Here is a 21489-nt window from a genome sequence, read left to right on the forward strand (position 1 = left end):
AAAGAATATGACTGAATACAAAAATATTATCGTGACAGGTGGAGCTGGTTTTATCGGTTCTAACTTTGTCCACTATGTTTACGAGAACTTTCCAGATGTTCACGTAACAGTATTAGACAAGTTGACTTATGCTGGGAACCGTTCTAATATTGAGGAAATTTTGGGTGATCGTGTTGAGTTAGTTGTTGGTGACATTGCGGATGCAGAGTTGGTAGACAAGTTGGTTGCTCAAGCAGATGCTATCGTTCATTATGCGGCGGAAAGCCACAATGATAATTCACTCAATGATCCATCACCATTTATCCATACAAATTTCATCGGAACCTATACTCTGTTAGAAGCAGCACGTAAATACGATCTTCGTTTCCACCATGTATCTACAGACGAGGTTTATGGTGATCTCCCTCTACGCGAGGATTTGCCAGGTCATGGTGAAGGACCAGGTGAGAAATTTACTGCTGAAACAAAATACAACCCAAGTTCTCCGTACTCATCAACCAAGGCTGCTTCAGACTTGATTGTCAAAGCCTGGGTACGATCATTTGGTGTCAAGGCAACGATTTCCAACTGTTCAAATAACTACGGTCCTTATCAACACATTGAAAAATTCATCCCACGTCAGATTACCAACATTCTAAGTGGAATCAAGCCAAAACTTTACGGTGAAGGTAAGAACGTTCGTGACTGGATTCATACTAATGATCATTCTTCAGGTGTTTGGACAATCTTGACAAAAGGGAAAATTGGTGAAACCTACTTGATTGGGGCTGATGGCGAGAAGAACAACAAGGAAGTTTTGGAACTCATCCTTAAGGAAATGGGACAACCTGTTGACGCTTATGATCATGTAACTGACCGTGCAGGGCATGATCTTCGCTATGCGATTGATGCAAGCAAGCTCCGTGATGAGTTGGGGTGGAAACCTGAATTTACCAACTTTGAAGCAGGACTCAAAGAAACTATCAAATGGTACATGGATAACCAAGAATGGTGGCAAGCAGAGAAAGAAGCTGTTGAAGCCAATTATGCTAAGACTCAGGAGATTATTACATTATAAAAAGCAGGAAATAACTGCTTTTTATTGCTATATTGGGAAGAGTTGTTAATCGATTGAAAGGGAAAAAGTATATGAAGTTGAAGAAAAAACGTATTCGAAATTCGGCAAAAGCAAAGATGAAATCAATAGAAAAAGCGATAAAGATTGGTATGGATAATTTGTACAGTAATGTGAGTTATCTTCTACAGGAGTTAGAGCTAAAAAACGATGCCTCATCTGAGTATGTCATTTTAAAAAGCAAAGATGATATTTTAGAAGAGATGGACAAACTCAAAAAAGATATTATTTTTCTTTCTAAAGGAGTCAATATAAATTTCATTATACCTATACTTCTCAAAGCTCTAGATAAAATTTATTTTGATGATAATTGGAAACATTTGAAAGATAAGGGTATCGCATTAAAAAATCTGATTGCTATTATATGGTCGGAGGGAGACAAAACTCTTTTAAGCAATACTTGTGTACTAGAGAGATCTTTTTTTGTTTTATTAAAAAAGATGATTAAGTATTCAAAACTTGTTCACTATCAGTGGTTATTTTCAGGTGAGAAAAATGATTTGCAAATAGTTCTTTATTTATCTGAAATGGAGGTAGAATTGGACGAAACTTCTAGAAAATTTTTACAGAATAACTATATCTTTCCAGAAGTTACATATGGTGATGGACAAAGGTCTACAGGAATAAATAATAATTTATTTTTTGATGATCCTGGAAAATACATCGATTCTATAAATAAAATATTCGATGGAGCAGAACCAAATAATATTGATTATTTTAAAGGAACTTTTTTTGAACATTTCAAAGGAGTTGATGATACTAGATATACAAATTTTTGGAAGGGGTTCAAAATAAGATTGAATTTGTTTACTAATTCCTTTGTCCAGCAACAAAATAATGGTGGGATATTTTACTTAAGTATGAGTGAATTTGAGAGAATTACTTCTCAGTACACTTATGATTCAAACTTTAAAAATAATTTAATGTTAACTAGAGATTTTATAGATATTGACTATTTAGGAAATCCAAATAAAATTGTCTCAAGACCTTTAATCCCATTATTTAATGAGAAATATTGTTTTATATCATGTTATAATATGTTTGATTCTCTTAATAATTATATTGAATCATTTATTTTTAAAATGAATACAACAGGAACAATACCTGAAAAAGATGAGGAGTTATTTCAGATTATATATTCAAAACCATTTGAAATAGAAGTTATTAAATTATTGTGTAATTCTGGGTATCAATCTGGTAGTGTTACTAACAGCGGAGCTTGGCAAATATATACAGAAACAGGATTAGTGACTAAAGAAATTGCGAATGATGATTTTCGAAATCAAAATACAGGAGAAATTGATTGTTTAGCAATAAGTGAAGCTAAACGAATTATCTATGTTATTGAGTGTAAAGTATTACAGCTTCCATCAGATTTTTTGTCATATAGAAATAGAATAACTCACCTCCATGGAAAGTATAGAGAACAACTTCAGAAAAAAGTAGATTTTGTGAAAAGTAAATATAAAGATTATTCTATTAGGCCTATTCTTTTATTAGATAAAGGCTTTACAACAATTAGACAGTATCCTAATAATTCAGATAATTTGAGAATTTTGACGTTAAATTTATTAAAAGAAGAATTATAATAAATTTAGTAAATTTTATAACTTATTATAAAGGGAATAGTAGAACCTGCCTATGATCAGGTTACTGACCGTGGAGACCATGAACTCCGCTATGCGATTGACGCAAGCAAGCTCCGTGATGAGTTGGTGTGGAAACCTGAATTTACCAACTTTGAAGCTGGGCTAAAGGAAATAATCAAGTGGTATACAGATAAGCAAGAATGGTGGAAAGTAGGGAAAGAAGCTGTTGAAGCCAATTATGCTAAGAATCAGTAGATTATTAAATTATAAAAAGCTGGAAATAGCTACTTTTTATTGCTATATTGAGAAGAGTTACAAATTAGAAAGGTATAGAGATGATTTTAATTACAGGATCAAAAGGTCAGTTAGGAACTGAACTTCGTTATTTATTGGATGAGCGTAATGAAGAATACGTAGCAGTAGATGTGGATGAGATGGACATTACCAATGCAGAGATGGTTGAGAAAGTTTTTGAAGAGGTGAAACCGACTTTAGTCTACCATTGTGCAGCCTACACCGCTGTTGATGCAGCAGAGGATGAAGGGAAAGAATTGGACTTCGCCATCAATGTGACGGGGACAGAGAATGTCGCAAAAGCATCTGAAAAGCATGGTGCAACTCTAGTTTATATTTCTACCGACTATGTCTTTGATGGTAGAAAACCAGTTGGACAAGAGTGGGAAGTTGATGACCGACCAGATCCACAGACAGAATATGGACGCACTAAGCGTATGGGAGAAGAGTTAGTTGAGAAGCATGTGTCTAATTTCTATATTATCCGTACTGCCTGGGTATTTGGAAATTATGGCAAAAATTTCGTTTTTACCATGCAAAATCTTGCGAAAAATCATAAGACTTTAACAGTTGTAAATGACCAGCACGGTCGTCCGACTTGGACTCGTACCTTGGCTGAGTTCATGACCTACCTGGCTGAAAACCGCAAGGAATTTGGTTATTATCATTTGTCAAACGATGCTACAGAAGACACAACTTGGTATGATTTTGCAGTTGAAATTTTGAAAGATACAGATGTGGAAATCAAGCCAGTAGATTCAAGCCAATTTCCAGCAAAAGCTAAACGTCCGCTAAACTCAACAATGAGCCTTTCTAAAGCTAAAGCTACTGGATTTGTCATTCCAACCTGGCAAGATGCCTTGAAAGAATTTTACAAACAAGAAGTAAGATAAGCAATAGAATGATTTTTCTAGTCTAATAAAAGAGGCAGATAATAAACTCCAAAGGAACTTAAGATGTACGATTATCTTGTTGTTGGTGCTGGTCTTTTTGGTGCAGTTTTTGCCCATGAAGCAGCCTTAAAAGGAAAAAAAGTAAAAGTCATTGAGAAACGAAATCATATCGCGGGTAATATCTATACTCGTGAAGAGGAAGGAATTCAAGTTCATCAGTATGGTGCTCATATATTCCATACTTCGGATAAGGAAATCTGGGATTATGTAAATCAGTTTGCAGAGTTTAACCGTTACACAAACTCCCCAGTTGCAAATTATAAGGGAGAGATTTATAACCTTCCTTTCAATATGAATACCTTTAATAAACTTTGGGGAGTTGTAACGCCAGCAGAAGCGCAAGCTAAGATTGAGGAGCAACGTGCTGTTTTAAATGGCAAAACTCCTGAAAATCTGGAAGAACAGGCTATATCTCTAGTAGGTACAGACATCTATGAAAAATTGATTAAGGACTATACAGAGAAACAGTGGGGCAAGCCAACTACGGAACTTCCAGCTTTTATCATTCGCCGTTTGCCCGTACGTTTGACCTATGATAACAACTATTTTAACGATACCTATCAAGGGATTCCAATAGGTGGCTACACTCAAATAGTTGAAAAAATGTTGGATCATGAAAATATTGATGTTGAAATAAATGTTGATTTCTTTGCGAATAAAGAGCAATATATGAAGGACTTCCCTAAGATTGTCTTTACCGGTATGATTGATGAATTCTTCGATTATAAGTTGGGTGAACTAGAGTATCGTAGTCTTCGTTTTGAAAATGAGACCCTGGATATGGAAAATTACCAAGGAAATGCAGTTGTCAACTATACTGATGCTGATACCCCATATACTCGCATTATTGAACACAAACATTTTGAGTTTGGGAGTCAAGCAAAGACTATCATTACTAAAGAACATTCCAAAACATGGGAAAAAGGTGATGAGCCTTATTATCCAGTTAATAATGATCGTAATAATCATTTGTATAAATCGTATAAAAAATTGGCTGATGAGCAAGGGAATGTTATCTTTGGTGGTCGTTTAGGACACTATCGTTATTACGATATGCACCAAGTAATTGGAGCAGCTTTACAGTGTGTAAGAAATGAGTTAGATTAAATAAGTAAAATTGATCACCAGTTCTCATTTATAAAAGTATTAAAAATTCCTTGACTATGTGATGTAGTTGAGGGATTTTTGATAATATTCATATTTTTGCAAAGTTTTTGTTTAAAAAATAATTTTCTAAAATTCAGAAAATTATATTGACAGGACTTTAAAAAGGGTCTATAATGGATAGAAAAACAAAGGAGAAGACTATGAAAACAAGAAAAGTATTGGCTCTTGCGGGAGTCACTTTATTAGCAGCTGGTGTCTTAGCGGCTTGTTCTGGTGGTTCAGCTACTAAAGGTGAGCAGACTTTTGCATTTACCTACGAGACAGACCCAGATAATCTCAACTACTTAACAACAAGTAAGGCGGCTACTTCAAACATTACTAGTAATGTGATTGATGGATTGCTTGAAAATGACCGTTATGGGAATCTTGTTCCCTCTATGGCAGAGGACTGGTCAGTTTCTAAAGATGGTTTGACCTACACTTATAAGATTCGTCAGGATGCCAAGTGGTACACATCTGAAGGTGAAGAATATGCTCCTGTTAAGGCTCAGGACTTTGTGACAGGTCTTAAATATGCAACAGATAAGAAATCGCAAGCCCTTTACTTGGTACAAGATTCAATCAAAGGTCTAGATGCCTATGCAAAAGGTGAGACCACAGACTTTGCTCAAGTCGGGATTAAAGCCCTTGACGATCAAACAGTCCAATACACCTTGAACAAACCTGAAACTTTTTGGAATTCTAAAACAACTATGGGTGTACTTGCGCCAGTCAATGAAGAGTTTTTGAATTCAAAAGGGGATGATTTTGCCAAAGCTACGGATCCAAGCAGTATCTTGTATAATGGTCCTTATTTGTTAAAATCTCTTGTGGCTAAATCTTCCGTTGAATTTGCGAAAAATCCTAACTACTGGGATAAGGACAATGTTCATGTTGATAAGATTAAATTGTCATTCTGGGATGGGCAAGATACCAGCAAACCAGCAGAAAACTTTAAGGATGGAAGCTTTACAGCGGCTCGTCTCTATCCAACAAGTGCAAGTTTCGCAGAGCTTGAGAAGAGTATGAAAGACAATATTGTCTATACTCAACAAGACTCGACTACGTATCTAGTGGGAACAAATATTGATCGTCAGTCCTATAAATATACTTCTAAGACTAGCGACGAACAAAAGACATCTACTAAAAAGGCTCTCTTAAACAAGGATTTCCGTCAGGCTATTGCCTTTGGTTTTGATCGTACAGCATATGCTTCACAAGTGAACGGTGCCAGTGGTGCAAGCAAAATCTTGCGTAATCTCTTTGTGCCACCAACATTTGTTCAAGCAGATGGGAAAAACTTTGGCGATATGGTCAAAGAAAAATTAGTAACCTATGGGGAAGAATGGAAGGATGTTAATCTGGCTGATGCACAAGATGGTCTCTACAATCCAGAAAAAGCCAAGGCCGAATTTGCCAAGGCTAAGTCAGCTTTACAGGCAGAAGGCGTGACCTTCCCAATTCATTTGGATATGCCAGTTGACCAGACAGCAACTACAAAAGTTCAACGTGTTCAATCTTTCAAACAATCGGTTGAAGAAACCTTGGGTACAGATAATGTCGTAATTGATATTCAACAACTACAAAAAGATGAAGTCTTGAATATTACCTACTTTGCTGAAACAGCAGCTGGGGAAGATTGGGATATTTCAGATAATGTTGGTTGGTCTCCAGACTTTGCGGATCCATCAACTTATCTCGATATTATCAAACCATCAGTTGGTGAAAACACTAAAACCTACCTTGGCTTCGATTCTGGTACAGATAATGCTGCAGCTAAAACTGTAGGTCTAAACGACTATGAGAAATTAGTAACTGAAGCTGGAAATGAGACAACAGATGTAGTAAAACGATATGATAAATATGCTACAGCCCAAGCTTGGTTGACAGATAGTGCCTTGATTATCCCAACAACAACACTTACTGGTCGCCCAATCTTGTCTAAGATGGTACCATTTACGATGCCGTTTGCCTTCTCTGGTAACAAGGGGACAAGTGATCCACTCCTATACAAATACTTGGAACTTCAAGATAAGGCAGTCACTGTAGATGAATACCAAAAAGCTCAAGATAAATGGATGAAAGAAAAAGAAGAATCCAATAAAAAAGCGCAAGAAGACCTTGCAAAACATGTAAAATAAAGGTAAGGGAGTTGGTTTGTAGCCGACTCTTTTATACTCTTCGAAAATCTCTTCAAACCACATCAGCTTCCATCTGCAACCTCAAAACACTGTTTTGAGCAACCTGCGGCTAGTTTCCTAGTTTGCTCTTTGATTTTCGTTGAGTATTAGCTATCTTGTAGTAAAAAAATCCTGAGAATTTCTAACTCTCAGGATTTTTCGTATTTACTGTTGTGGTTGTTGAAATTGAGGGGCCTGTGGTTGTTGTTGGATTTGTTGGCCAGGCTGTCCCTGATTTGGATTCGTTGGAACAGGATTATTTGATTGTTGACCAGGAGTAGGTGTTACTTGTGTACTTGTATTTTCATTTGTGGTAGAGGGATTCTCTACTTCTGATTGTGTTTGTTGTGTGTCAGGAGTATTTAATGTATTTCTGGCTCCATTTTGGAATACGAACTGGCCGCTTCGGTATAGTCCTTCAGGCATTGTCCAGTCTCCAGGATGGTTATTTTGAGCAAGGTAGCTCATCATAGCACGATAGACTCTAGCAGCAACTGTGAGACCGTCGCCTAGAATAGGAGTGAGACGGTTGCTATAACCTGTCCAAACGGCCATTGAATATTTACGAGTATAACCGACAAACAGTTCATCCGGAGCTACAAGTTGATTTGACTTGATATGATTTTCAATTTCTTCATCTGTATAGTTAGAAGTACCTGTTTTACCTGCTTGAGGAATTCCAGGCAGATAGGCGTTGTAACCTGTTCCAGATGTCAAGACTGTTTTCATCATTTCTGTCATCATGTAGGCAGTAGACTCTTTCATAGCTCTTGTACCAGCGTCAGAAAATTCTTTTTCACTACCATCACTAAAGACAATCTTATTGATGTACATTGGTTTATGGTAGATACCGCCATTAGCGAATGCAGCGTAAGCCGCAGCCATTTTTTCACTGCTTGCCCCGTATTGTTTACTAGATTCAGTTGTATTACTTGAAATAGCATTTGAATAGTGTATTACAGGGTAGTCGATTCCTAAACCATTTAGGAAGTTTTTGGCTCTGTCTAAACCAACCTTGTTTAGTGTCTCAACGGCAGGCACGTTACGAGATTGTTGAAGGGCATATTGCAGGCTAATGTTACCAAAATATGCTCGATCCCAGTTGTAGACAGGGGTACTTGTTCCAGGATAGTTATAAGGAATATCGTGGACAGTAGTTGCAGTTGAATCGTATACACCGTATTCTAAGGCTGGGGCATAATCAGTGATTGGTTTCATGGTTGATCCCCAGTCACGGTTGGTTTCCACAGCTTGGTTGGTACCAAATGAAACGTTACTTGCTTGGTGACGTGCTCCAAGTTGAGCGATGACTTTACCATTGGAAGTATCAACGATAGTTGAGGCTACTTGAAGGTCATTATCTGGATAAGAGACATACTCATCTGTATTGTAAATATCCCAAAGTCGTTGTTGAATTCCCTTGTCTACATTTGTGTAGACTTCCATCCCAGTAGTAAGAAGATTATATCCAGTTTCGTGCTCTACTTGTTCAATAACCTCTTTTAGATAGTTATCCATATATGCTGGATAAGTAGCAGCCGACTTAAGACTTTGTAAACCATCAGTGATAGGTGTGTTGACGGCTTTTTCATATTGCTCAGCACTAATGTAATCTTGCCCTCTCATTTCTGAAAGAACTAAATTACGACGGTCTAGTGCTGCTTCCGGATGAGAGTAAGGATCGTATTGGTTGGGGGCCTGAGGCATACCTGCTAGCAAAGCTAATTGAGGTAAAGATAAATCCTTTAGATCTTTTCCATAGTAATTTTGGGCTGCTGTCTGCATTCCATAATTACCATTTGACATATAGACCTTATTGATGTAGTAGGTAAGAATTTCCTGTTTGGTAGCTTTTTGTTCCAATTGGATAGCTAGCCAAGCCTCTTGTGCTTTTCGGGAGATGTTTTGATCCGAAGTTGATGTTGAGAAATAGGTCAACTTAATCAACTGTTGGGTTAGGGTTGATCCCCCCTGTAAAGAATTACTTTGTAAGTTACGTAAGAAGGCTCCCATAATCCGAATCGTATCGATTCCCCTGTGGTCAAAGAAGCGATGGTCTTCGATAGACACGATAGCTTTGACTAAATCAGTAGGAATTTCGTTAGCTTGAGCGTTTACTCGGCGTTCAGAGCCCAGATCGGCAATGAGTTCGTTATTATTGTCATAAATCTTGCTAGAAGTTGTTGCAACTAATTTACTATCTGATAGGGCTGGAGCTTTGCTCACAAAATAGAGGAAAACACCCCCGCCCAATAGAAATAATGCGATAAAGAGAGTTAGGAAAAAGATTCCAGTATACTTTACTATTCGCATAAGAATGTATTTATTCATCTTGTTTACCACCTAGTAAATGTTCTTTGATAACATCGAGATAGGGAATTTGTGGAAATGCCCCTAGTTTTATCTGGTAACCGTATTCTCGTATGTATCCAAGTGGCATTGATTTTTGTCCCTTATCTTGATGATAGAAGCGAATCAAATCGAATGCCGGCAATAAGTAGGTTTCTTGCTGAGAAGAAAAGTGAAGAAGGACAAAGCAGATTCCTTGTTGGGCAAGGACTTGTTCCATATGCTGAATCTGATGTGGATGGAAATTTTTCATCGGAATCGCACGTTTTTGTTTTGTTTCCTTAGCTTCAAAGTCGATGTAATATCCATTATAAACGCCAGAATAGTCTGTCGTTGAAGCTTGTCGAAAATAGGCTTCAACAATCTTGGCACGACTTCGTTGTGGATAGTCCACTCGTACGATTTGAATAGGAGTTGGTTTCTTGTGTATAACTGCCAATCCCTGAGACAAATAGTAGTCGTTGGTAGCATTGATCATCTTTTCAAAAGACATTCCTCGATTTGCGAAATTTTTGGGTTGAGAAAGAGATGTTTGTCTTTTTTGTGATGAAATTTTATGAGGATAGTTGACCATAATTCTCCTTATTGGTACAATAACATCACTCTATTATATCATAAATTTGCACAGGAAGGGTTAAAAATGACTACAGCTTTGGTTTTAGGCTATTCTGCTTTTGATTTGGGTTTGTTTTCTGACAAGGATCCTCGTCTTAAATTGATTAAAAAAGCGATACGTAAAGATTTAGAAGCTATGGCAGCAGATGGGGTGACTTGGCTTGTATTTACAGGGACTTTGGGCTTTGAATATTGGGTTTTAGAGGTTGCTCAGGAAATGAAGACAGAGTACGGTTTCCAGTTGGCCACCATTTTTGCTTTTGAAACCCATGGGGAAAATTGGAATGAAGGCAATCAGATGAAACTGAGTCGTTTTAAGCAAGTAGACTTTGTCAAATATGCCTATCCTCGCTATGAACACAAAGGTCAGTTAAGAGATTACCAGCAGTTTTTACTGGAAAATACGAATAGTTCTTATCTTTTTTATGATGAGGAAAATGAAACGAAACTAGCTTATTTTTACCAAAAGATGAAAAATCAAGAGGACTATTTTATAAAGAGATTAACATTTGATCAGCTAAATGAACTTGCTGAAAATTTTTCCGAAAATTGAAGCTTTGACCTTGATTTTTGTTTGGCTTTTTTTATATAATAATACTAGCAAGCGAGAATGGAGAGAGACATGGCAAGTATTATTTTTTCAGCGAAAGATATTTTTGAACAAGAGTTTGGGCGTGAAGTCCGTGGATATAGCAAGGTAGAAGTTGATGAGTTTTTAGACGATGTCATTAAGGACTATGAAACCTATGCTGCCTTGGTCAAGTCACTTCGTCAGGAAATTGCGGATTTGAAGGAAGAATTAGCTCGTAAACCGAAACCTTCACCAGTTCAAGCAGAACCCCTTGAAGCGGCAACTACAAGTTCTATGACGAATTTTGATATTTTGAAACGCCTGAATCGTCTTGAAAAAGAAGTTTTTGGTAAACAAATTTTAGATAACTCAGATTTCTAAGTAGTTATTTGAGATGTGCAATTTTTGGATAATCGCGTGAGGAGAGTTGCTTCTCATGAGGAAAGTCCATGCTAGCACAGGCTGTGATGCCTGTAGTGTTTGTGCTAGGCGAAACCATAAGCCTAGGGACGAGAAATCGTTACGGCAGTTGAAATGGCTAAGTCCTTGGATAGGCCAGAGTAAGCTTGAAAGTGCCACAGTGACGGAGTCTTTCTGGAAACGGAGAGAGTGGAACGCGGTAAACCCCTCAAGCTAGCAACCCAAATTTTGGTCGGGGCATGGAGTACGCGGAAACGAACGTAGTATTCTGACTGCTATCAGCTAGAGCTGTTAGTGGTAGACAGATGATTATCGAAGGAAGTGGTCCTAGTCACTTCTGGAACAAAACATGGCTTATAGAAAATTGCATATAGGTTGGGGCTGAGAAATTTTCTCAACCTCATTTTTTAAAGTGGACATATAGAAAGGTCTTGCAAGACTGTAACATGAAAAAAGAATTTAATTTAATTGCAACTGTGGCAGCAGGTCTTGAAGCTGTTGTGGGACGAGAAGTGCGAGAGTTGGGCTACGATTGTCAGGTTGAAAATGGACGTGTTCGTTTTCAAGGAGACGTGAGAGCTATTATCGAAACCAACCTCTGGCTTCGAGCAGCAGATCGTATCAAGATCATCGTAGGAACTTTCCCAGCTAAGACTTTTGAAGAGCTGTTTCAGGGAGTTTTTGCTTTAGATTGGGAAAATTATTTACCACTCGGAGCTAGGTTCCCGATTTCCAAGGCCAAATGTGTTAAATCTAAACTTCACAATGAGCCGAGTGTTCAGGCTATTTCTAAGAAAGCTGTTGTCAAGAAATTGCAGAAACACTATGCCCGCCCAGAAGGTGTTCCTCTGATGGAGAATGGCCCAGAGTTTAAGATTGAGGTCTCTATTCTCAAAGATGTGGCAACTATCATGATTGATACGACCGGGTCTAGCCTCTTTAAACGTGGTTATCGTACCGAAAAAGGGGGAGCCCCTATCAAGGAAAACATGGCGGCAGCCATTTTACAACTTTCTAACTGGTATCCAGACAAGCCTTTGATTGATCCGACCTGTGGTTCGGGGACTTTCTGTATTGAGGCAGTTATGATTGCTCGAAAGATGGCTCCAGGACTTCGTCGCTCTTTTGCTTTTGAAGAATGGAACTGGGTCAGCGATCGCTTGATTCAAGAAGTGCGCACAGAGGCGGCCAAAAAAGTGGATCGTGAGCTGGAACTGGATATCATGGGCTGTGATATCGATGCACGTATGGTAGAAATTGCTAAGGCCAATGCTCAGGCAGCTGGTGTTGCAGGAGACATTACTTTTAAGCAGATGCGCGTGCAGGATTTACGTTCTGATAAAATCAATGGCGTGATTATCTCCAATCCGCCTTATGGAGAACGTTTATCAGATGATGCAGGAGTTACCAAGCTCTATGCTGAGATGGGGCAAGTATTTGCACCACTGAAAACTTGGAGTAAGTTTATCCTAACTAGTGATGAAGCATTTGAAAGCAAGTATGGTAGTCAGGCGGATAAGAAACGTAAGTTATACAACGGAACCCTGAAAGTGGATCTGTATCAATATTTTGGTCAGCGTGTTAAACGCCAAGAGGTAAAATAGAAAGGTTATACTCATGACTAAGAAAAGACGGAATCGTCATAAAAAAGAAGGCCAAGAACCGCGATTTGATTTTGATGAAGCAAAAGAGCTAACAGTTGGTCAAGCCATTCGTAAAAATGAAGAAGTGGAAGCAGGGGTCTTACCTGAAGATTCCATTTTGGACAAGTATGTGAAACAACATAAAGATGAAATTGAGGCGGATAAGTTTGCGACTCGTCAATACAAAAAAGAGGAGTTAGTCGAAAAAGAAGAAGCTGTTACCTCGACTCTTGATGATTTGCTTCAAGAGATTCGTGAGGCAACAGAAGATGAGTCCTCAGTACCAGAAGATGACTTGAGTCAGTTCGATGATTTAGAATTCACACGCGATTCAGAAGTTTCCCCTGTCGAAGAATTTGAGACTGAAGAAGTACCATTGGTTGGAGCGGAAGAGGATCTCACACTTTCTCGAGTTCCAGATAGTGAAGATGAAAAAAATAAGAAGAAATGGGTGATTTATGGGATTCTAGTAACCTTAGCGGTTCTTATCCTTGGAACTGCTTATTATGTTTACCGTCAAGTGAATCGCTCGACACAGGAAATCCAAAATGCTCAATCATCGTCTAGTGAGCAGAATATTCAGCCGATTTTAGAAGATTTCAATAGCCAATACGATGCCTTCTATACAGATAGCAATAAAACGGCTTTGAAAAATAGCCAGTTTGATAAGCTGAGTCAACTGAAGACCTTGCTTGATAAGCTGGAAGGTAGTCGTGAACATACGCTTGCCAAATCTAAGTATGATAGTCTAGCAACGCAAATCAAGGCCATTCAAGATGTCAATGCACAATTTGAAAAACCAGCTATTGTTGATGGTGTTTTGGATACCAATGCCAAAGCCAAATCGGATGCTAAATTTACAGATATCAAAACTGGCAATACTGAGATTGATAAAGTGCTAGATAAGGCTATCAGCCTTGGTAAGAGCCAGCAAACAAGCGCTTCGAGCTCAAGCTCAAGTCAAACTAGCAGTTCAAACTCTAGTCAAGCAAGTTCAAATACGACTAGTGAGACAAAACCAAGTAGTTCAAATGAGACTAGAAGTAGTCGCAGTGAAGTCAATATGGGTCTATCAAGTGCAGGGGTTGCTGTTCAAAGAAGTGCGAGTCGTGTTCCCTATAATCAGTCTGCTATTGATGATAGTAACAACTCTGCCTGGGATTTCGCTGATGGTGTCTTAGAACAAATTCTAGCGACTTCACGTTCACGTGGTTATATCACTGGTAACCAATACATCCTCGAACGTGTTAATATCGTTAATGGTAATGGTTATTACAACCTCTATAAGCCAGATGGAACCTATCTCTTTACCCTTAACTGTAAGACAGGATACTTTGTTGGAAATGGTTCTGGACATGCGGATGCCTTGGACTACTAAGCAGTCGTTACAAAATTCTTTCTTTTCAAAAGTAAAAATGATAAAATAAAACAAATTAAATAAGAGGAGTGTCAAATGACAAAAGCTAACTTTGGTGTCGTAGGTATGGCCGTAATGGGTCGTAACCTTGCCCTTAATATTGAATCTCGTGGTTACACAGTTGCTATCTACAACCGTAGTAAAGAAAAAACTGAAGATGTAATTGCTTGCCATCCTGAAAAGAACTTTGTACCAAGCTATGACGTTGAAAGTTTTGTAAACTCAATCGAAAAACCTCGTCGTATCATGCTTATGGTTCAAGCTGGACCTGGTACAGATGCTACTATCCAAGCCCTTCTTCCACACCTTGACAAAGGTGATATCTTGATTGACGGAGGAAACACTTTCTACAAAGATACAATCCGTCGTAACGAAGAATTGGCAAACTCAGGCATCAACTTTATCGGTACTGGGGTTTCTGGTGGTGAAAAAGGTGCCCTTGAAGGTCCTTCTATCATGCCCGGTGGACAAAAAGAGGCCTACGAATTGGTTGCTGACGTTCTTGAAGAAATCTCAGCTAAAGCGCCAGAAGATGGCAAACCATGTGTGACTTACATCGGTCCTGATGGAGCTGGTCACTATGTGAAAATGGTTCACAATGGTATTGAGTATGGTGATATGCAATTGATCGCAGAAAGCTATGACTTGATGCAACACTTGTTAGGTCTTTCAGCAGAAGATATGGCTGAAATCTTTACTGAGTGGAACAAGGGTGAATTGGACAGCTACTTGATCGAAATCACAGCTGATATCTTGAGCCGTAAAGATGATGAAGGCCAAGATGGACCAATCGTAGACTACATCCTTGATGCTGCAGGTAACAAGGGAACTGGTAAATGGACTAGTCAATCATCACTTGACCTTGGTGTGCCATTGTCACTCATCACTGAGTCAGTATTTGCTCGCTACATTTCAACTTACAAAGAAGAACGTGTACATGCTAGCAAGGTTCTTCCAAAACCAGCTGCTTTCAAATTTGAAGGAGACAAGGCTGAGTTGATTGAAAAAATCCGTCAAGCCCTTTACTTCTCAAAAATTATTTCATACGCACAAGGTTTTGCTCAATTGCGTGTAGCTTCTAAAGAAAATAACTGGAACTTGCCATTTGCAGATATCGCATCTATCTGGCGTGATGGCTGTATCATCCGTTCTCGTTTCTTGCAAAAAATTACAGACGCTTACAACCGTGATGCAGACCTTGCTAACCTTCTTTTGGATGAATACTTCTTGGATGTTACTGCTAAGTACCAACAAGCAGTGCGTGATATCGTAGCTCTTGCTGTTCAAGCTGGTGTGCCAGTGCCAACTTTCTCAGCAGCTATTACTTACTTTGATAGCTACCGTTCAGCTGACCTTCCGGCTAACTTGATCCAAGCGCAACGTGACTACTTTGGTGCCCACACTTACCAACGTAAAGACAAAGAAGGAACATTCCACTACTCTTGGTATGACGAAAAATAAGTAGGTCTGCCATGGGGAAACGGATTTTATTACTTGAGAAAGAACGAAATCTAGCTCATTTTTTAAGTTTGGAACTCCAAAAAGAGCAATACCGAGTTGATCAGGTTGAGGAGGGGCAAAAAGCCCTCTCCACGGCTCTTCAGACAGACTATGACTTGATTTTATTGAATGCTCGTCTGGGGGATATGACAGCCCAGGATTTTGCAGAGAAGCTGAGTAGGACTAAGCCTGCCTCAGTCATTATGGTCTTGGACCATCGCGAAGAATTGCAAGATCAGATTGAAACAATCCAACACTTTGCCGTTTCTTACATCTATAAGCCGGTTATTATTGACAATTTGGTGGCTCGTATTTCAGCGATTTTCCGAGGTCGGGACTTTATCGATCAACACTGCAGTCAGATGAAGGTTCCAACGTCTTACCGCAATCTGCGTATGGATGTAGAACATCATACCGTTTATCGTGGCGAAGAGATGATTGCTCTGACCCGTCGCGAGTATGACCTCTTGGCTACTCTGATGGGAAGCAAGAAAGTTCTGACTCGTGAGCAGTTGTTGGAAAGTGTCTGGAAGTATGAAAGTGCGACCGAAACAAATATCGTGGATGTCTACATCCGTTATCTACGTAGCAAGCTTGATGTAAAAGGTCAAAAAAGCTACATTAAAACAGTGCGTGGTGTTGGTTACACCATGCAAGAATAGAAAAGCAGTTGCAGTTATGTAACTGCTTTTTATATGAGTTCTTTAAATGTTGACATGCGATTTTGTATTTGCTACAATCAGTTATGGAGGATAGGTCTAATGAAAATAATAAAAAAATTGATGCAAATTGCATTAGCAGTCTTTTTCTTCGGTTTGCTAGCGACAAGTGCAGTATTGGCGGATGATGCTGATTCAGAAGGTTGGCAATTTGTCCAAGAAAATGGTAGAACCTACTACAAGAAGGGTGAGATCAAAGAAAAGGCCTGGCGAGTGATTGATGGCAAGACCTATTATTTTGATCATGTATCAGGAGAAATGGTTGTCGGCTGGCAATATATCCCGTTTCCATCTAAAGGTAGTACAATTGCTCCTTACCCAAATGGTTTGAGATTAGAATCTATGCCAATGCCAAGATGGTATTACTTTAATCAAGATGGGGTACTACAAGAATTTGTTAGCAAGCAAGTTTTAGAAGCAAAAACTGCTACAAACACCAACAAACATCATGGGGAACAATATGATACCCCAGACGAAAAACGTGTTTATTATTTTGAAGATCAGCGTAGCTATCACACTTTAAAAACTGGTTGGATTTATGACGAGGGGCATTGGTATTATTTACAGAAGGATAGTGGCTTCGATGCTCGTATCGACAGTTTAACGGTTGGGGAGCTAGTGCGTGGCTGGATCCATGATAACTCAACTTGGTACTATCTCGATACAACAAGTGCTGCAATGCAAACTGGTTGGAAACAACTTGGCAATAAGTGGTACTACCTTCGTTCATCAGGAGCCATGGCGACGGGTTGGTATCAGGAAGGCTCAACTTGGTATTATTTAGACCAGTCAAATGGTGATATGAAAATTGGCTGGCAATACCTCGGTAACAAGTGGTACTATCTCCGTTCATCAGGAGCTATGGCAACTGGCTGGTTCCAGGTCGGTAGTAAATGGTACTATGCTTATAGCTCAGGTGCCTTGGCAGTGAATACCACTGTAGATGGCTATTCTGTCAACTATAATGGCGAATGGGTTCAATAATTAAAAAAGCGATTGTGAATGGAAACAATCGCTTTTTTTATGAAAATATAATAAAATAGATAGGAAAGAATCAATACTTGTGTGAAAAATAAGACGGCTTTTTCGTCTAGTAAAAGGAAAATATGACAAAAAAAGTTGGTGTCGGTCAGGCACATAGTAAGATTATTTTGATAGGGGAGCATGCGGTCGTTTACGGCTATCCTGCCATTTCCCTACCTCTTTTGGAAGTGGAGGTGACTTGTAAGGTGCTTCCTGCAGCGAGTCCTTGGCGTCTCTATGATGAGGATACCTTGTCCATGGCGGTTTATGCTTCGCTTGAGCATCTAAATATCAAGGATGCTTGCATTCGCTGCGAGATTGACTCGGCTATCCCTGAGAAACGGGGGATGGGTTCGTCAGCAGCTATTAGCATAGCGGCCATTCGTGCGGTTTTTGACTACTATCAGGCAGAACTGTCTCATGATGTACTAGAAATTTTGGTCAATCGGGCTGAGATGATTGCTCATATGAATCCTAGTGGTCTGGATGCTAAGACCTGTCTCAGTGACCAGCCTATTCGCTTTATCAAGAACGTAGGATTTACAGAACTTGAGATGGACTTATCCGCCTATTTGGTGATTGCAGATACGGGCGTCTATGGTCACACTCGTGAAGCTATTCAAGTGGTTCAGAGCAAGGGCAAGGATGCTCTACCGTTTTTGCATTCTTTGGGAGAATTGACCCATCAGGCAGAGGATACGATTAGACAAAAAGATGCTGAAGGGCTGGGGCAAATCCTTAGTCAAGCGCATTTACATCTAAAAGAAATTGGTGTTAGTAGCCCTGAGGCAGACCATCTGGTAGAAACGGCTCTTAACCATGGTGCTCTGGGTGCCAAGATGAGTGGTGGTGGGCTTGGAGGCTGTATCATAGCCTTGGCAGACAATTTGACACAAGCACAAGAACTAGCAGAAAGATTAGAAGAGAAAGGAGCTGTTCAGACATGGATAGAGAGCCTGTAACAGTACGTTCCTACGCAAATATTGCTATTATCAAATATTGGGGAAAGAAAAAAGAAAAAGAGATGGTGCCTGCTACTAGCAGTATTTCTCTGACTTTGGAGAATATGTATACGGAGACAACTTTGTCGCCTTTACCAGCCAATGTAACGGCTGACGAATTTTACATCAATGGTCAGCTACAAAATGAGGCGGAGCATGCCAAGATGAGCAAGATTATTGACCGTTATCGTCCAGCTGGTGAGGGCTTTGTTCGAATTGATACTCAAAATAATATGCCGACTGCAGCGGGCTTGTCATCAAGTTCTAGTGGTTTGTCTGCCTTGGTCAAGGCTTGTAATGCTTATTTCAAGCTTGGTTTGAATCGGAGCCAGTTGGCGCAGGAGGCTAAATTTGCTTCAGGCTCTTCTTCTCGGAGTTTTTATGGACCACTAGGAGCCTGGGACAAGGATAGCGGAGAAATTTACCCTGTAGAGACAGACTTGAAACTAGCTATGATTATGTTGGTGCTAGAGGACAAGAAAAAACCAATTTCTAGCCGTGACGGTATGAAACTTTGTGTGGAAACCTCAACGACCTTTGACGACTGGGTGCGTCAGTCTGAGAAGGACTATCAGGATATGCTGGTTTATCTCAAAGAAAATAATTTTGCCAAGGTTGGGGAATTGACTGAGAAAAATGCCCTAGCTATGCACGCTACGACCAAAACAGCATCACCAGCCTTTTCTTATCTGACGGATGCCTCTTATGAAGCCATGGACTTTGTTCGCCAGCTCCGTGAGCAAGGAGAAGCCTGCTACTTTACCATGGATGCTGGTCCCAATGTCAAGGTCCTCTGTCAGGAGAAAGACTTGGAGCATTTATCAGAAATCTTCGGTCAACGTTATCGCTTGATTGTGTCAAAAACAAAGGATTTGAGCCAAGATGATTGCTGTTAAAACTTGCGGAAAACTCTATTGGGCAGGCGAATATGCTATTTTAGAGCCTGGGCAGTTAGCCTTGATAAAGGCAATTCCCATCTATATGAAGGGGGAGATTGCTTTTTCTGATAGTTACCGTATTTATTCGGATATGTTTGATTTCGCAGTAGATTTGACACCAAGTCCTGATTATAGCTTGATTCAAGAAACGATTGCTTTAGTGGAAGATTTCCTGAGTTATCGTGGGCAAACCTTGCGACCTTTTTCTTTGGAAATTCGAGGAAAAATGGAACGAGAAGGGAAAAAGTTTGGTTTAGGCTCTAGTGGCAGCGTCGTTGTCTTGGTTGTCAAGGCTCTGCTGGCTCTGTATAATCTTTCGGTTAATCAGAATCTCTTGTTCAAGTTGGCCAGCGCGGTCTTGCTCAAGCGAGGAGATAATGGTTCCATGGGAGATCTTGCCTGTATCGTGGCAGAGGATTTGGTTGTCTACCAGTCTTTTGATCGCCAGAAGGTAGCTGCTTGGTTGGAAGAAGAAAACTTGGCGACAGTTTTAGAGCGTGATTGGGGCTTTTCAATTTCACAAGTGAAACCAACTTTAGAATGTGATTTCCTAGTGGGATGGACCAAGGAAGTGGCTGTATCAAGTCACATGGTCCAGCAAATCAAGCAAAATATCAATCAGAATTTTTTAACTTCCTCAAAAGAAACGGTGGCTTCTTTGGTAGAAGCCTTGGAACAGGGGAAAGTAGAAAAAAGTATCGAGCAAGTAGAAGCAGCCAGCAAGCTCTTAGAAGGTTTGAGCGCAGATATTTACACGCCTTCGCTCAGACAGTTGAAAGAAGCCAGTCAAGATTTGCAGGCTGTTGCCAAGAGTAGCGGCGCTGGTGGTGGAGACTGTGGCATTGCCTTGAGTTTTGATACGCAATCAACTGAAACCTTAAAAAATCGTTGGGCCGATCTGGGGATTGAGCTCTTATATCAAGAAAGGATAGGACATGACGACAAATCGTAAGGACGAGCATATCCGCTATGCCCTTGAGCAGAAAAGTTCCTATAATAGCTTTGATGAGGTGGAGTTGATTCATTCTTCCTTGCCTCTTTACGATCTGGATGAAATCAATCTTTCGACAGAGTTTGCTGGTCGAAAGTGGGATTTTCCTTTTTATATCAATGCCATGACAGGTGGGAGTGAAAAAGGTAAAGAAATCAATCAAAAGTTGGCTCAAGTGGCAGAAACCTGTGGAATTTTATTTGTGACGGGTTCTTATAGCGCAGCCCTCAAAGATCCAGCAGATGACTCTTTTTCTGTCAAGTATAATCATCCAAATCTCCTTCTTGGAACCAATATTGGATTGGATAAGCCTGTTGAGTTGGGACTTCAGACTGTGACAGAGATGAATCCTCTCCTCCTGCAAGTGCATGTCAATGTTATGCAGGAATTACTCATGCCTGAGGGAGAAAGAACGTTCAGAAGCTGGCAATCGCATCTGGCAGACTATAGCAAGCAAATCCCTGTACCTATTGTTCTCAAGGAAGTGGGCTTTGGAATGGATGTGAAAACCATCGAAAGAGGCTATGAATTGGGTGTTCGTACAGTGGATCTATCAGGTCGTGGTGGCACCAGCTTTGCTTATATCGAAAACCGTCGAAGTGGCCAGCGTGATTACCTCAATCAATGGGGGCAGTCCACCATGCAGGCCCTTCTCAATGTCCAAGAATGGAAAGACAAGGTCGAACTCTTGGTCAGTGGAGGTGTTCGCAATCCGCTGGATATGATTAAGTGTTTGGTCTTTGGTGCCAAGGCTGTGGGACTGTCACGAACAGTTTTGGAATTGGTTGAAACCTACACAGTTGAAGAAGTGATTGACATTGTCCAAGGCTGGAAAGCAGATCTACGCTTAATTATGTGTGCTCTTAACTGTGCCACTATAGTAGATTTACAAAAAGTAGACTATCTTCTTTATGGAAAATTAAAAGAAGCAAATGATCAGATGAAAAAGGCGTAACCACCGCCTTTTTTCCATCTTCAGACCGAGGTGACTTTTTTGAATTGTGATAAAATAGAAGGGTGAGGATG

Annotated in this window: 18 protein-coding genes, 1 other RNA gene and 1 pseudogene; 18 read left to right on the forward strand and 2 right to left on the reverse strand. The window is 39.8% G+C overall.

What is annotated here, in order from left to right; translation table 11 throughout:
• Positions 1-7 precede the first annotated feature (7 nt).
• From rfbB to ACAM22_RS01705, 6 genes and pseudogenes are all read left to right on the forward strand, one after another.
• On the forward strand, positions 8-1057 hold the full coding sequence (gene rfbB / locus ACAM22_RS01680; protein WP_033680695.1) for a dTDP-glucose 4,6-dehydratase: 1050 nt from the start codon (positions 8-10) through the stop codon (positions 1055-1057).
• A 71-nt stretch (positions 1058-1128) separates the two neighbouring features.
• Positions 1129-2703 (forward strand): hypothetical protein, encoded by a 1575-nt coding sequence (locus ACAM22_RS01685; RefSeq protein WP_101781619.1) that lies wholly within the window; start codon positions 1129-1131, stop codon positions 2701-2703.
• Positions 2704-2751: 48 nt separating this feature from the next.
• Positions 2752-2958: pseudogene (locus ACAM22_RS01690) on the forward strand (dTDP-glucose 4,6-dehydratase); the annotation flags it as partial.
• 80 nt (positions 2959-3038) lie between these two features.
• The gene (gene rfbD, locus ACAM22_RS01695) at positions 3039-3890 is read left to right on the forward strand and encodes a dTDP-4-dehydrorhamnose reductase (RefSeq protein WP_033680692.1); all 852 of its coding nucleotides are present in this window, start codon (positions 3039-3041) and stop codon (positions 3888-3890) included.
• A gap of 63 nt (positions 3891-3953) precedes the next feature.
• Positions 3954-5057: a UDP-galactopyranose mutase gene (gene glf / locus ACAM22_RS01700; protein ID WP_060805240.1), complete on the forward strand. Its 1104-nt coding sequence runs from the start codon at positions 3954-3956 to the stop codon at positions 5055-5057.
• 200 nt (positions 5058-5257) lie between these two features.
• Positions 5258-7237 (forward strand): peptide ABC transporter substrate-binding protein, encoded by a 1980-nt coding sequence (locus tag ACAM22_RS01705; RefSeq protein WP_060805239.1) that lies wholly within the window; start codon positions 5258-5260, stop codon positions 7235-7237.
• A 204-nt stretch (positions 7238-7441) separates the two neighbouring features.
• On the opposite strand, the gene pbp1a is transcribed toward ACAM22_RS01705, so the two are convergent.
• Positions 7442-9607, reverse strand: coding sequence for a penicillin-binding protein PBP1A (gene pbp1a, locus ACAM22_RS01710; protein WP_369606843.1), 2166 nt, complete (start codon positions 9605-9607; stop codon positions 7442-7444).
• Entirely contained in the window at positions 9600-10199 is a 600-nt protein-coding gene (recU, locus tag ACAM22_RS01715) for a Holliday junction resolvase RecU (protein WP_153193550.1), read from the reverse strand. The genes pbp1a and recU overlap by 8 nt, the downstream gene beginning before the upstream one ends.
• Positions 10200-10265: 66 nt before the next feature.
• Between recU and ACAM22_RS01720 the strand changes: the two genes are divergently transcribed.
• The 12 genes from ACAM22_RS01720 (at position 10266) to fni (ending at position 21418) form a co-directional block, all read left to right on the forward strand.
• Entirely contained in the window at positions 10266-10793 is a 528-nt protein-coding gene (locus ACAM22_RS01720) for a DUF1273 domain-containing protein (RefSeq protein ID WP_153193548.1), read from the forward strand.
• A gap of 69 nt (positions 10794-10862) precedes the next feature.
• A complete protein-coding gene (gene gpsB, locus ACAM22_RS01725) occupies positions 10863-11192 on the forward strand; it encodes a cell division regulator GpsB (protein ID WP_023945225.1) in 330 nt (109 codons plus the stop codon).
• Positions 11193-11212: 20 nt separating this feature from the next.
• Positions 11213-11593, forward strand: an RNA gene (gene rnpB / locus ACAM22_RS01730) — RNase P RNA component class B.
• 84 nt (positions 11594-11677) lie between these two features.
• Positions 11678-12835, forward strand: a complete 1158-nt coding sequence (locus ACAM22_RS01735) for a class I SAM-dependent RNA methyltransferase (protein ID WP_369606844.1) — start codon at positions 11678-11680, stop codon at positions 12833-12835.
• 13 nt (positions 12836-12848) lie between these two features.
• Positions 12849-14252 carry a cell division site-positioning protein MapZ family protein gene (locus ACAM22_RS01740; RefSeq protein ID WP_261051176.1) on the forward strand — a complete coding sequence of 468 codons (1404 nt, stop codon included), beginning with the start codon at positions 12849-12851 and terminating at the stop codon, positions 14250-14252.
• A 75-nt stretch (positions 14253-14327) separates the two neighbouring features.
• The gene (gene gndA / locus ACAM22_RS01745) at positions 14328-15752 is read left to right on the forward strand and encodes an NADP-dependent phosphogluconate dehydrogenase (protein WP_000158778.1); all 1425 of its coding nucleotides are present in this window, start codon (positions 14328-14330) and stop codon (positions 15750-15752) included.
• An 11-nt stretch (positions 15753-15763) separates the two neighbouring features.
• On the forward strand, positions 15764-16453 hold the full coding sequence (locus ACAM22_RS01750; protein WP_261030145.1) for a response regulator transcription factor: 690 nt from the start codon (positions 15764-15766) through the stop codon (positions 16451-16453).
• Positions 16454-16552: 99 nt separating this feature from the next.
• Positions 16553-17494: an N-acetylmuramoyl-L-alanine amidase family protein gene (locus ACAM22_RS01755; protein ID WP_369606845.1), complete on the forward strand. Its 942-nt coding sequence runs from the start codon at positions 16553-16555 to the stop codon at positions 17492-17494.
• Between the two features lie 122 nt (positions 17495-17616).
• Complete coding sequence (gene mvk, locus ACAM22_RS01760) at positions 17617-18495, forward strand: mevalonate kinase (protein ID WP_261051198.1); 879 nt, start codon at positions 17617-17619, stop codon at positions 18493-18495.
• Complete coding sequence (mvaD, locus tag ACAM22_RS01765; RefSeq protein WP_261051201.1) at positions 18477-19430, forward strand: diphosphomevalonate decarboxylase; 954 nt, start codon at positions 18477-18479, stop codon at positions 19428-19430. Before mvk ends, mvaD begins: the two co-directional genes overlap by 19 nt.
• On the forward strand, positions 19417-20424 hold the full coding sequence (locus ACAM22_RS01770; protein WP_261051203.1) for a phosphomevalonate kinase: 1008 nt from the start codon (positions 19417-19419) through the stop codon (positions 20422-20424). The genes mvaD and ACAM22_RS01770 overlap by 14 nt, the downstream gene beginning before the upstream one ends.
• Complete coding sequence (gene fni / locus ACAM22_RS01775) at positions 20408-21418, forward strand: type 2 isopentenyl-diphosphate Delta-isomerase (protein ID WP_369606846.1); 1011 nt, start codon at positions 20408-20410, stop codon at positions 21416-21418. The genes ACAM22_RS01770 and fni overlap by 17 nt, the downstream gene beginning before the upstream one ends.
• Positions 21419-21489: the final 71 nt, after the last annotated feature.

Origin of the sequence: Streptococcus sp. SN-1 (genome assembly GCF_041154385.1) — a bacterium.
GTDB lineage: Bacteria > Bacillota > Bacilli > Lactobacillales > Streptococcaceae > Streptococcus > Streptococcus mitis_CT.

Coding starts and splice junctions, on each gene's coding strand:
- mvaD (WP_261051201.1), top strand. CDS start 18,477: ATGGATAGAGAGCCTGTAACAGTACGTTCCTACGCAAATATTGCTATT.
- ACAM22_RS01685 (WP_101781619.1), top strand. CDS start 1,129: ATGAAGTTGAAGAAAAAACGTATTCGAAATTCGGCAAAAGCAAAGATG.
- ACAM22_RS01720 (WP_153193548.1), top strand. CDS start 10,266: ATGACTACAGCTTTGGTTTTAGGCTATTCTGCTTTTGATTTGGGTTTG.
- gndA (WP_000158778.1), top strand. CDS start 14,328: ATGACAAAAGCTAACTTTGGTGTCGTAGGTATGGCCGTAATGGGTCGT.
- glf (WP_060805240.1), top strand. CDS start 3,954: ATGTACGATTATCTTGTTGTTGGTGCTGGTCTTTTTGGTGCAGTTTTT.
- gpsB (WP_023945225.1), top strand. CDS start 10,863: ATGGCAAGTATTATTTTTTCAGCGAAAGATATTTTTGAACAAGAGTTT.
- ACAM22_RS01755 (WP_369606845.1), top strand. CDS start 16,553: ATGAAAATAATAAAAAAATTGATGCAAATTGCATTAGCAGTCTTTTTC.
- ACAM22_RS01705 (WP_060805239.1), top strand. CDS start 5,258: ATGAAAACAAGAAAAGTATTGGCTCTTGCGGGAGTCACTTTATTAGCA.
- recU (WP_153193550.1), bottom strand. CDS start 10,199: ATGGTCAACTATCCTCATAAAATTTCATCACAAAAAAGACAAACATCT.
- ACAM22_RS01750 (WP_261030145.1), top strand. CDS start 15,764: ATGGGGAAACGGATTTTATTACTTGAGAAAGAACGAAATCTAGCTCAT.
- ACAM22_RS01740 (WP_261051176.1), top strand. CDS start 12,849: ATGACTAAGAAAAGACGGAATCGTCATAAAAAAGAAGGCCAAGAACCG.
- mvk (WP_261051198.1), top strand. CDS start 17,617: ATGACAAAAAAAGTTGGTGTCGGTCAGGCACATAGTAAGATTATTTTG.
- ACAM22_RS01735 (WP_369606844.1), top strand. CDS start 11,678: ATGAAAAAAGAATTTAATTTAATTGCAACTGTGGCAGCAGGTCTTGAA.
- rfbD (WP_033680692.1), top strand. CDS start 3,039: ATGATTTTAATTACAGGATCAAAAGGTCAGTTAGGAACTGAACTTCGT.
- ACAM22_RS01770 (WP_261051203.1), top strand. CDS start 19,417: ATGATTGCTGTTAAAACTTGCGGAAAACTCTATTGGGCAGGCGAATAT.
- pbp1a (WP_369606843.1), bottom strand. CDS start 9,607: ATGAATAAATACATTCTTATGCGAATAGTAAAGTATACTGGAATCTTT.
- rfbB (WP_033680695.1), top strand. CDS start 8: ATGACTGAATACAAAAATATTATCGTGACAGGTGGAGCTGGTTTTATC.
- fni (WP_369606846.1), top strand. CDS start 20,408: ATGACGACAAATCGTAAGGACGAGCATATCCGCTATGCCCTTGAGCAG.